11 protein-coding genes are annotated in these 11,077 nt (G+C 41.9%); 6 read left to right on the forward strand and 5 right to left on the reverse strand.

What is annotated here, in order from left to right; genetic code table 11:
- Window positions 1-46: 46 nt before the first annotated feature.
- Both QZZ54_RS17100 and QZZ54_RS17105 read left to right on the forward strand, forming a co-directional pair.
- Window positions 47-1,984: an FAD-dependent monooxygenase gene (locus tag QZZ54_RS17100; protein ID WP_290704774.1), complete on the forward strand. Its 1,938-nt coding sequence runs from the start codon at window positions 47-49 to the stop codon at window positions 1,982-1,984.
- A 306-nt stretch (window positions 1,985-2,290) separates the two neighbouring features.
- Complete coding sequence (locus QZZ54_RS17105; RefSeq protein WP_290704777.1) at window positions 2,291-2,785, forward strand: hypothetical protein; 495 nt, start codon at window positions 2,291-2,293, stop codon at window positions 2,783-2,785.
- A 169-nt stretch (window positions 2,786-2,954) separates the two neighbouring features.
- Here QZZ54_RS17105 and QZZ54_RS17110 read toward each other — a convergent pair whose 3' ends face one another.
- On the reverse strand, window positions 2,955-3,266 hold the full coding sequence (locus tag QZZ54_RS17110; protein WP_290704780.1) for a hypothetical protein: 312 nt from the start codon (window positions 3,264-3,266) through the stop codon (window positions 2,955-2,957).
- 288 nt (window positions 3,267-3,554) lie between these two features.
- Between QZZ54_RS17110 and QZZ54_RS17115 the strand changes: the two genes are divergently transcribed.
- On the forward strand, window positions 3,555-4,127 hold the full coding sequence (locus QZZ54_RS17115) for a hypothetical protein (protein WP_290704783.1): 573 nt from the start codon (window positions 3,555-3,557) through the stop codon (window positions 4,125-4,127).
- A 101-nt stretch (window positions 4,128-4,228) separates the two neighbouring features.
- Window positions 4,229-4,726 carry a hypothetical protein gene (locus tag QZZ54_RS17120; RefSeq protein WP_290704786.1) on the forward strand — a complete coding sequence of 166 codons (498 nt, stop codon included), beginning with the start codon at window positions 4,229-4,231 and terminating at the stop codon, window positions 4,724-4,726.
- Window positions 4,727-5,101: 375 nt separating this feature from the next.
- On the opposite strand, the gene QZZ54_RS17125 is transcribed toward QZZ54_RS17120, so the two are convergent.
- From QZZ54_RS17125 to QZZ54_RS17135, 3 genes are all read right to left on the reverse strand, one after another.
- Window positions 5,102-5,734, reverse strand: a complete 633-nt coding sequence (locus QZZ54_RS17125; protein WP_290704787.1) for a hypothetical protein — start codon at window positions 5,732-5,734, stop codon at window positions 5,102-5,104.
- A gap of 5 nt (window positions 5,735-5,739) precedes the next feature.
- A complete protein-coding gene (locus QZZ54_RS17130; RefSeq protein WP_290704790.1) occupies window positions 5,740-6,468 on the reverse strand; it encodes an MBL fold metallo-hydrolase in 729 nt (242 codons plus the stop codon).
- A gap of 78 nt (window positions 6,469-6,546) precedes the next feature.
- Entirely contained in the window at window positions 6,547-7,131 is a 585-nt protein-coding gene (locus QZZ54_RS17135; RefSeq protein ID WP_290704792.1) for a hypothetical protein, read from the reverse strand.
- Window positions 7,132-7,786: 655 nt separating this feature from the next.
- Between QZZ54_RS17135 and QZZ54_RS17140 the strand changes: the two genes are divergently transcribed.
- Entirely contained in the window at window positions 7,787-8,737 is a 951-nt protein-coding gene (locus tag QZZ54_RS17140; protein WP_290704795.1) for a hypothetical protein, read from the forward strand.
- A gap of 174 nt (window positions 8,738-8,911) precedes the next feature.
- On the opposite strand, the gene QZZ54_RS17145 is transcribed toward QZZ54_RS17140, so the two are convergent.
- Window positions 8,912-10,189: a hypothetical protein gene (locus QZZ54_RS17145; RefSeq protein ID WP_290704798.1), complete on the reverse strand. Its 1,278-nt coding sequence runs from the start codon at window positions 10,187-10,189 to the stop codon at window positions 8,912-8,914.
- Between the two features lie 251 nt (window positions 10,190-10,440).
- Between QZZ54_RS17145 and QZZ54_RS17150 the strand changes: the two genes are divergently transcribed.
- On the forward strand, window positions 10,441-10,932 hold the full coding sequence (locus tag QZZ54_RS17150; RefSeq protein WP_290704801.1) for a hypothetical protein: 492 nt from the start codon (window positions 10,441-10,443) through the stop codon (window positions 10,930-10,932).
- Window positions 10,933-11,077 lie beyond the last annotated feature (145 nt).

Raw genomic sequence — 11,077 nt, forward strand, 5'->3', positions numbered from 1 at the left:
CGGTCAGTGCATCAATAGCAGGGCCATCAGCTAGGAGGATCGCGTAATGCAATATCATCTGAATGGGTTCAAACCCGGTAATTACCAGGTTCCCGATGAGGCTAGAAAGCCTTACCCCGAGCCACCGATTGTAGATCTACCTAATGAAGTGGATGTCCTGATTATTGGCACCGGCCCTGCAGGCTTGACCATGGCAAGGCAGTTATCTGAGTTTTCTGATATTAAAACATGCATTGTTGACATGGAACCCGGCCCCTTGCTGTTTGGGCGGGCAGACGGTATTTCATGTCGTACCATGGAGATCATGGAGGCTTTTAATAGTAGTGAAATGGTAGTTAAAGAGACCTACCAGCTGAAACAAAACACATTCTGGGAGCCGGATCAGGCCAATCCTGAGAACATCAAGCTTACGCACAAGATCGCCGATGCCCGGGCTGGGCTTTCAGAGTTTACACACGGCATTGTTAACCAAGCACGCCTGCATGAGCTGCTGGTTGATGGCATGGAAAGATCGGTCACCCACCTCAGTCCTCATTACAGCCGTGAACTGGTTGAGATGAAGATTGACGAAAGCCTCACTCAGGATCTTGATGCCTACCCTATAACGGCAACCTTCAAGCGAATCGACGACGCAGGAGCGGGTAAAACCGAAACGGTTAAAGCACGTTACATTGTTGGCGGCGACGGTGCGAGAAGCAACGTTCGCAGAAGCATGGGTATTCCTCTGGAAGGTGATTCTTCCAACAAAGCGTGGGGCGTCATGGATATTCTGTTGAACACGGACTTCCCAGACATCCGCGTTAAGAGCTTTATCCAGTCGAAAGACCACGGTGCGGTTATGACCATCCCGCGTGAAGGCGGCTATCTATGCCGGTTCTATGTAGAGCTGGATCTACTCGGCAAAGATAAGCGTGCTAAGGATGTCAAACTGACTGAGCAAGATCTCATCGCCAAAGCTCAGAAAATTTTTCACCCCTATACACTGAATGTAAAAGAAGTGGCTTGGTGGTCAATCTATGAGGTGGGCCAACGTATTGCGGAGCGCTTTGATAATCGCCCAGTGGGTAGTTCAGAGGATATTATTCCTCGTGCATTTGTTGCCGGCGACGCCTGTCACACGCACAGCCCCAAAGGCGGATGGGGTTTGAATACCTCGCTACCTGACACCTTTAATCTGGGCTGGAAACTGGCTGCTGTGCTTCAGGGCAAAAGCCATCCAAGGTTGCTGAGTACCTACGGTACGGAGCGACGCAAAGTGGCGCAGCAGTTAATCGACGCCGACCGTGAGCTGTCCAGGCTGGTAGCTACTCGCCCCACTTCAGGTGATGACTCAGGGCAGTCAAGTGTTGACACGGCCAAGATCGAGGCCTTTATGAAGCGACAAAGCGGTTTTGTCTCCGGAACATCGATTGAATATTATCCGTCGTACATTTCCACAGGCCAGGAGAATCAGCATTTGGCCACTGGCTTTAACATTGGCCAGCGCTTCCACTCGGCTGAAGCAACTCGCGTAGCCGACGGTAGAAGCCAGCACTTGGGGCACTTAGTCAAAGCGGATGGTCGTTGGAGGATCTTCCTGTTTGGCGATACGCAGGACCCTACAGATCCTTCGTCGTCGGCATATAAATTCATCGACTTCCTGGCCAACGATGAGTCTTCACCGGTGCAAAAATACACACCGAAAGGCGCTGATATTGACTCGGTCTTTGATACTTATGCGGTATTCCAGCAACAGGGTTTGGCGATGCATGACATGCAGGACTACCTGTGGCCTGCGAAAGGCAAGTACGGGCTGCGGGACTATGAAAAGGTATTCCACGCTGAAGAAAACAATGACATCTATGACCTGCGCGGGATTGACCGTTCCGCTGGCTGTCTAGTGATTGTGAGACCTGACCAGCATATAGCCTCTATCATGCCGGTCACGGCACACGAGGAATTTACGAAGTTCTTTGATGTCTTTATGATTGATCAGAGGAAATAACCTCATCGCGTGATCAAATGCACCTCTAAGCCCGCCGGTTTAAATTTGGCGGGCTTTTTTTATCCCTCGAATAAACCCAAGTCTTACGACACCGCGCTTTTATGCTGCAACAACTACAAACCAAGTACGGACATATCTAGATATTCTGAGCGGGCTATAATGTCCGCCTTGGGCACAGAACAGACCTCAGATCACGTCTTTAATAAGTATCAGACAGGTGCTATCAGATTAGCCATTGAATTATTGTTACTGTAGTTCTATTCTTTTTAGCTGAATGGCTTTTATATAACAGTCAGGAAATTAGCAGTGAAGTATAAATCAATTTTTTTCACAATATGTGCGTTGTCTCTTTTTTCATGCTTAACACACAGTGACTCTATCGAAGTAGTAGATACCTTTACTACTGACAGCCCCTCGTTCACAACATGGAAGAAAAAGGAAAATGCTTGTTATTACGCTATGGCTACTGCTAGCCGAAAGGCGGTCAAAGGGTGCAAAAAAGGGAAGAAAGGCAGCATTGTAAAAGTCAGTAAGGGTGGTGACTTAGTCACAGCGCTGAAGAAATCGTGTCATTCATGCGAATATAAAAGAAACAAAGAGTGGAAATGCATAGGTTCTGTCACCGTTCAATGCAAGTATACAATTGAAAAGCCGAGTAGTTCTCTTATAAGTAAAGCTAAAAGTTTACTGCTAGAGCAGAACAAAACTGAAAATCCTTGTATCAAAGATCAACAAACTCCTGAGTGTGTAGCTTTCAGAAAAAACCATACAGAAGCGATAGGTATTGGAATAAGGCAATAGGTATAGGGGTAACGACTAACAAAAATCATCTGAAGCTGGGAGTATTTGAGGTATATTCAGCCGAGGCCTTTAACTGTTTAGACAACTATCAGAGAAGCGTACCACTGCCCGCAGCAGGCTTACTCTGTAGTAACTCTCATATGCTCAGTCTCGCATGCTGTTCTTCCGATTAATCATCTAGCTTACAGTTGAGTATTACATTTCCGGTAGCCTTCCAGTTACCTGATTTCATTTGACGGAAGTCCTGACAATTGTCCTCGGAAGAGCCTGGTTCGCCTCCATGCGCACGGCGACACTCTCTTTTTGCAAAAGATTTTGCTCTTTGTATGCCGTAGGTACATGCATCGTCTTGGCTCTTCCAGCTACTTTTGCTTTCCATCTGTGTGAAAATGGGGATTGTCCCTTTTTCAGCAAACACCTGGGCACTTAATGACATACCCGATAAAACAGCTGTTAATGCAAAGATGACTGTAGATTTCATAGTGCCGCCTATTATGTATTAATCATTCTCAGCTATTAAGCATACTGCCCTGTATTTTAAAATCAAATGAGCTTTAGATCTGCTTATCTCTGATGGATATAGAGTAAGGAAAATAGTTGTGCTCAAAAAATTCAGGCCTGGATAGAGATATCAATCATAACCTGCATTACTACATGATTCAGGTTTCTGAAGCCGTTAGGAAATATTTGGTTCCTGTGGATACGATCATTTCACTGCTGTAGGATTAATTTAAGTTTTGACAGTAGAGCAAGCGGTAATAGGTGCCTTATGGAAAGTGCTAAAAATTTTAGGGTAGTGTTTTTGACTATTATGATGTCGATGATACTTGGGGTAAATGCCGCAGAAGCCAGACCTTCGAACGATAAGATCATTCAATGGCTTAACAAACATTTGGCAAATGTTGCCGGGGGAGTTGATGAAGAGGACGGTGCTATCTGCCGTGATAGTTATGGTGATACTAATGGACGCCGAGCAAGTACAATGATTGCTGATGATTATCATTATACGTTTTTGATGGAAGGTAATCTGCTAGTTGTTGAAGATGTGAAGGACTCCTTCATACAGAGACGTCTTTGTAATGGGAGGTATACGAAACAAACGAGTGAAAATACGTCGGTTTACTCAATTCGAAGGGTTGATTTATCTACAGCGACAACTATTAGTGAAAAACAAATAGTAACAGCTGATAGAGTTGATGCGAGGTGGCCAACCAGCGTGGAACTTGAAGGGGAAGCCATTATTGTAGGGCGTTTTGATTCTGATGTTGAGCTGGCTGATAAGGTAAGGCGTGCCCTTAATGATCTTATCCTTAACAGTGGTGGGGCAGAGCCGTTGTACTAATTCGGTGTTTTTCCACATCTGCTTATCAGGTGCTCGCATTAATTTATTCACTATGCATGATATGAGATACAGTAAGTAAAAAATATTTGAGAGAGGGGCGTATGTGTATTTCTAGGATAAAATTTCTAATTTTTACTTTCGCTTTTACCGTTAGTGCCAGTGCTATTGCCGAGTCTGGGCCATCGAGAGAACAGACGATTGATTATATTGAAATGATGCGTTTGAAGTATGGGTATGTTTCAGCTTTCACTATAAAAGAAGATAGAAAGTACTTGATGCTTGACCGTACACGCGACGGGGTTGATTTTAGAACTCAAATTGACATTGCCAATGTTAAAACGGTTTTGCTTCAGACATCGTCTGATTACAAAGGTTATTTTGTGAGTTTGGTGTGCAGAGAGAATACAAAATGCATCACAGTCACGGCTGATGACTATAGGAACATAAAGGAAGAGGAGTATGTTTTTAACTTATCATCCATTTCTAACGAAAACGAAGCGTTAACTCGAAAAGTGGCTAAGGCGTATATCCACTTGTTTAGATTTTACGGTGTTGAATTGATATTAGAAGATAAAATAGTTAAAGAAGACCTGTTCTGATTTAGTTTTTATTCTAGATAGGTAAAGTTGGAAACTATCGGAATGAATGCAGTATGTATCTCTGAGAGGGCACTAGAATCCGCTTAATAGCTAGAATAAAAGATCCGGGGTAGCCTGTATACAAGATAAAACAGAAATGAGTGTATACCCAGGTGAATAACGAAATTACTTCGTTAAGGACCAGCGAAGGGGAAGTTGTTGAAAAACAGGTATGGTCGACACGATGAATAGGTAGACGGAATAGGGTGGTACAAAGAAGATGGTCGGGGCAGCAGGATTCGACTCCACGACCTTCTGCTCCCAAAGCAGATGCCTTAGGCGCAATGAGGTCATTAAACGTTGGGTAATCCTTAATTACACTTTTCTATCATGATCTTATTTTTGGATGGGACGAATATTTAAAAGAGATACAAACATCGAAATTACAATTGTCCCAAACATAAAACAAAAACCACTTTGGAAAAGGCATACAGACCAGGTGAGTAAGTTTGCCGGTTGAAAAGCTCCTGATAATGTAAACTGCATATTCATTGCTTGAATTAGCGGCCAGACAGGCAGTGCTAGCTGAGTATAATCTGGAATGTTAGTGAAGCTTCCTGTTAGGGCATAAATCGATGCAAATAAAAACATAGCGGTTATGTAGTTAACTAACCCTAAAACAATCGCTCTGCCTGAGGCAGCAACCATCGTTCCTTCAGTGATCTTACAGATTCCAAATAGAATTACCCCGAGCTCTTTATTCAGTATTCCTAGTACTCTAAGTAACAACGGTATTGCAAACCAGACATGTAACACTGGGGTGAGAAAAAATAAAATGATAGACCCAAATAGCCAGTAGACAATATACCTTTCAGATAGGAGTAACCTCTTAGTCCTCCAAGATATTTGCTCTGGTGTTCCTTCGGTATTTTCAAATTCTCGTTTCTTTAGATAGCTATCTACCCACAAGTAAGGAGATAGTCCGTAAACTCCTCTAATAGTTGCTTTTACAGTGTCAGCAAATTGCATTTCATTTATCGCTCAATATTAATAAGCTGGCCCGGAAACAACAGGGCTGAATGATTCAGGGAGTTAACTTTTTCGATGCCATGGCCAATAATGTACGAATCATTATCTAAGAATGGGTTTACTTCTTCCAGGCTAGCATGCCACCTGTTGCCAAACTCTCTCGCATCATAAATTGAGTACTTGCACTGAGTTATTTTGCTATAAAGCTCAGGATATAAGCCACTGTCAGCGGTGTACCCTATTAATGGAACAGATTCAGTTAGATCTTTTTGTTGATAGATGACAAAGCCAAAACAGCATTCAGAATGTTGGCCAACATAAAACGCGATTGAGAGGTTGTCTGATAATTGAATTTCTTCTTCTGGTAAGGGCGAAACCCATTGCGCTAATTCCGAACTACAATATAGATCCAAATGCTCTGCTATTCTATGCTTGCGAAGGCGTTCCGAAACTGGTTTGGCAGAATAGATACACAGTTGCTTCCCTTGAGCTTCTTCAACGCGTAAAACAACAGGAAGCTCACCAGCATGATCTGTATGGTTGTGGGTAATAATGATCTTGTCTGGAATCTGGTAACCATAGCGTTTAAGGCTACGTGTTACTCCCAGTCCTAAGTCAACTAAACAGAATGGCTCATCGTTTTTTAATATTATAAAGCTGCTGCTGCAGTGCCCTTCATACACGTGAGCCGCACCACCTGCGACACCTAGTACTAGAATGCTGAGTTTATCCACTGAGGCCCTTTGTAACGGTTGTGTCTAAAAGCAAGAAGTTATACAGCGCTCATTATGAACGCGGCATGACTGTTTTAGTCAGAATAGCTTTTCAGGGGAAGCATCAATTTTATTAACTATTGAAAATTCAAGGGCTTCTTTCTGGCTATGAAAGTAATAATGACTTAGAGGTCCGTTAGATATTTTCCACTTTTTATCGGGGGTTTTTACTGTCTCATCGAATGCATCGATAGCATCATTCTTTGCGTTCTCTATCGAGGTCACTGCTTCATATGATTCATTTTTGGCAAACAGGTCTTTAAGGTTTATCAGTGTGACTATTAGAGCGATGGGATATACAGCAGCCCCGATGAAGTAGAAAAATGCTACTTTGATCATTTTTAATGCAGAGCTGTGTTTATCAGAGTTGAAAATTGCCACTCGTATTGAAAGCTCACTTTTCTTAGCGCTATAAGATCCACCCATTAACGTCGTTGCTCCTAATGCCGCAAGAAAGTTAACCATAAATAGACCAGCCAAAGCGAAAACTCCCCAGCCAGTATAAAGAAGCCAGTCCTCAATACGGTTTTGCTCAGCGTATTGAATGACTCCAAAAGCAATGGCGAACATTATGGCTGTAACAATGGAGTCTTTTACTGAGTTAAGCATTGCTTGCTTACGCATGGTGAAGTCCTTTTGAATACTACGATAATGGAATTATATTGATTTTGTCTAATGTTGCAACGCAAAAAAACAGCAAGTGTGTTGATCTATTTATGTAGATATCTTACTACTTGTTGTTCTTGTGGGAACTTGTAGAAGTAACTGGGATTGTATCCGTGATGGAGAGATCTTTACTGGACTGGGTTTGGATATCTATCAACTTGGGGAAGGTGTCATCAGGGCTTGTTTGTGGCGTCTGAGTTTGTCATGAATGGGCTAGGTTATTCCCAAATTGAGCAATACGGCTGGCAGTAACTTTTAAGATATTAAGTTTATGTTTTTAAAGGGTTTGTGTGATTGTTTGAGCTGGTGGATCGAGAGGGATGCAGATTTAGCGTCGTTGTATACGACTCACACTTCGCTGAAGTAGCCACTGCAGGTGTTTGATGATAATTTTAGATATAACACTTCTTTAGCGTCTACCGCGATATGGTATGACAGCTCTGATGTACCCGAAAGGGTTGGGCGGGAAGCCACTTTATGACTCGTAGATTAGGGAGGTTTTCTGGTGGTTCTTTCTTTGATGTATTTATTGGTATCGCCTTAATGAGGATTTTGTGCTTCATATATGGTGGGTGTTTTATCGTGATTTCTAATTCGTTGTGAGGGATGTGGTATGGAATGGGTGCTTTGGGGTATTGTGATATTGGCTGTTATTGGTTTTATTGGAAAAGCGCAAAAGAATAAAGATAGTAAGCCAGAAGTATCAAATGGCTTATCTCAAGAAAAATTAAGCCAAGATGCTGTCAAGATAGAGGTTTCAAATTATCAAGCGGCCATAGTAGACCTTGCAGCCCTCCTGATGGTGTCTGATGGCGTAGTAGAAGAAGCTGAAATTGAGATGGTTTTTGAACTGATTGAGCATGATGACTATCTGTATGATAAAGCTCTATGTGCTGAAAATCTTATGTTTAAGATCGAAGAGCTCCAATCAGAACATAAAAAATCACCTGTGGCATTCAAGTTAAAAGCTGTTTCTATTATGCAAGCGGCTTCATCCCTAAAAAGTCTAGTCGAGCAGGATCGTGTTCTTGTGTTTCTTGAGTCATTATTGGATTCGATTAAAGAGGGAGACCGTAATAAGGCTGAGCTGATATATGAAAAGATAAAGAAGAAAGTTGAAAGTGTTGCTACTATTTCTTCGTCCGAGGCTGCAGAAATGTATATTATGAAAAGTGGTAATGCAGAGGCTATTGCCGAGTTCTCTAGGATGAAAGCACATCCTAAACATTATTCTAGAAATTTCAAAAAGGCAGCAAAATCAAATTCAGTTATGAAGACCGCTTTGGGGGTTTTCACAGGAGTGATAGCAGCTAGTTTAGTGATGGGTGCGATAAATCAGGTTCAATTGGATCAGGCTTTAGCATCTTTCGATCAAGACCTAGAGAGTATGGGTGGAATAGATGCTATAGATGTTTCGGAAGAAGCGATGCCTCTTGAAGGTGTTGCAGGCATTGGTGCGAATAATGAAAGCTTAGCTATGGGGTCAATGGAGGGTGTTGATACCTCTGCGGTTGAAGAGCTTGATGCTGGTGGGATCTTTGATGATTTAGATATTTTTGGGTAGACAGTAGAGCTTGAAAGAAAGATCTGGGGTAGCTGTATACAAGCTAAAACAGAAATGAGTGTATACCCCGGTGAATAATGAAATTACTTCGTTAAGGATCAGCGAAGGGAAGTAATTGGTGCTATGCCGGAGGGCATATTTGATAAATACTACGGCACAGCACCAATTCATCAGCTATCGGTTACTAGTCAATAAGCGTCGATAGCGTTTTAAATTCTTAGTTGTTTCTCGTTTCTCTATGTTGTGGTGGATGATTCTTTGTTCATTTTCATTGAGCTCAATATTGAGCTGGCTTAATGCCTTGTAGCCTTTGAATGTCGAAGTGTAAGCCCATGCGGTATAGCCCATTTCATCTGCCTGCTGAAGGTCTCCTCCGAGTTCTTTGAAAATAGATATCCAGAGCATGAAATTGTTAGCTGATTTCTCTGAACGGTTAAAATGCATCACTAATTCAGAGAGAACGTTTTGGGGCTTATATGGGCTTTGAAGCCACGCTAACATCGCGTCTTCGTGATCATCTTGGATGGTGCGAATGCTGTGCTGAACGGTGTTAATAAAACTGATACCACCGTAGTTACTGTTAATATCTACGCTGTATGCTTTCAGATCTGAAGTTACCTCCTCAAGGATAAGTCGTTTGTTAGATTCAAAGGCAATAAAGTCAATGACCACTTCCGATAGTTCATATTCCTCTTTTTCGGCCTGAAGCGTTACATACTGGTACAGTGCAAATATTCCGCCCAGCAATACAATAACTATAACTATATATGCGCCTTTGGAAAAGAAGCCCCTCAATATAGCGAGTACAGGTTTAATAGTTACGAAGTAGAGTGCTCTATAGGGGAGCGTAGCAGCATATAGCCATTTATTTCTTGGTCTATTCGTTAGTTGGTGTTCGCACTGCTCGTTTGGTGTAAAGAACATGGCTAAGAGCAATGGCAAGCCTAATACAGCAGGCCAAATTATTTTATATACCTCGAATACCCGGTTTAACACATTACTTTCGTGGATATTGGTAACCGAATATAGGTCAAAAAACATTGCGAATTGATGTAGCTCTCCAGTGAATATCATGTATTCGAAGGCGAGCGTAGTTGCACCGCCTAAAATGATCCATAAGATAAGCTTGAGTACCGACGATTTGTACAGCGCTGAAATACTTGTGAAGCGGTATGTTTGCAGGGTGCTATCTGCATCACTGTTCGGAGTTTGGCTCGCAAGGTTTGCAATAGATCGGGTTGTCGTTATGAAATGCCATAAAAACACCACAAAAATAAGCACAGGAAGCACCGCTAGAAGTAGAAATGCCGCCATGGTGATTGCTATCAAGGGGCCAAGTGCTGCACCTCCAGCTTTGACCGGATCGATTTGGTCTTTGGCGGTATACTGATTAATGACCCTACCACTACTATCCTTGACGGTGACATTGTGATCAGAGGTATATTTACCCATCTATATGATCTTCCTTAACATATTAATTTCGTGTGCCTTTATCCCTGAATTAGTATGCTTTGTAAATATGATAAAAGATAAATTATTGATATTTATGATATTAGTAAGGATGATCACAAAAGGAGGTCGAACTTAGTAAGAATAAAAGATCCGGGGTAGCTGTATACAAGATAAAACAGAAGCTCGCATTAATTTATTCACTATGCATGATATGAGATACAGTAAGTAAAAAATATTAGAGAGAGAACCGTATGAGTGTTTCTGGACTAAAATTGCTAATTTTCACTTTCGCTTTTACCGTTAGTGTCAGCGCTATTGCCGGGTCTGGGCCATCGAGAGAACAGACGATTGATTATATTGAAATGATGCGTATGAAGTATGGGCGGGACTCAATTTTCAGCATAAAAGAAGATAGAAAGTATTTGAGGTTTGAGCGCATAACCTATGGGGATAATATTAAAACTCAAATGGAAGTTGCCAATGTTGAAAAGGTTATTCTTGCGGCAACTACCGGAAGTTATATTGTGAAATTGAAGTGCAGACGGTTTACAAAATGTTTCACACATTTGAGTGATTACGGTGACTCCCAGTACGACCAAGAGAAGTTATTTGAGATACTCCCGCTTTCTAACGAAAGTGAAGCGTTAGCTCGAAAAGTGGCTAAGGCGTATATCCACTTGTTCAAATTTTACGGTGTTGAATTGATCTTAGAAGATAAAATAGTTAAAGAAGACCTGTTCTGATTTAGTTTTTATTCTAGATAGGAAAAATTGGAAACTATAGGAATGAATGCAGTATGTATCTATGAGAGGGCACTAGAATCCGCTTAATAGCTAGAATAAAAGATCCGGGGTAGCTGTATACAAGATAAAACAGAAAAGAGTGTAT

Origin of the sequence: Amphritea sp. (genome assembly GCF_016744155.1) — a bacterium.
Lineage (GTDB): Bacteria > Pseudomonadota > Gammaproteobacteria > Pseudomonadales > Balneatricaceae > Amphritea.

What these genes read in the sequence shown, in the direction of transcription:
- QZZ54_RS17140 (WP_290704795.1), top strand. Translation starts at nt 7,787, where the DNA reads ATGGAATGGGTGCTTTGGGGTATTGTGATATTGGCTGTTATTGGTTTT.
- QZZ54_RS17120 (WP_290704786.1), top strand. Translation starts at nt 4,229, where the DNA reads ATGTGTATTTCTAGGATAAAATTTCTAATTTTTACTTTCGCTTTTACC.
- QZZ54_RS17135 (WP_290704792.1), bottom strand. Translation starts at nt 7,131, where the DNA reads ATGCGTAAGCAAGCAATGCTTAACTCAGTAAAAGACTCCATTGTTACA.
- QZZ54_RS17100 (WP_290704774.1), top strand. Translation starts at nt 47, where the DNA reads ATGCAATATCATCTGAATGGGTTCAAACCCGGTAATTACCAGGTTCCC.
- QZZ54_RS17145 (WP_290704798.1), bottom strand. Translation starts at nt 10,189, where the DNA reads ATGGGTAAATATACCTCTGATCACAATGTCACCGTCAAGGATAGTAGT.
- QZZ54_RS17110 (WP_290704780.1), bottom strand. Translation starts at nt 3,266, where the DNA reads ATGAAATCTACAGTCATCTTTGCATTAACAGCTGTTTTATCGGGTATG.
- QZZ54_RS17150 (WP_290704801.1), top strand. Translation starts at nt 10,441, where the DNA reads ATGAGTGTTTCTGGACTAAAATTGCTAATTTTCACTTTCGCTTTTACC.
- QZZ54_RS17115 (WP_290704783.1), top strand. Translation starts at nt 3,555, where the DNA reads ATGGAAAGTGCTAAAAATTTTAGGGTAGTGTTTTTGACTATTATGATG.
- QZZ54_RS17125 (WP_290704787.1), bottom strand. Translation starts at nt 5,734, where the DNA reads ATGCAATTTGCTGACACTGTAAAAGCAACTATTAGAGGAGTTTACGGA.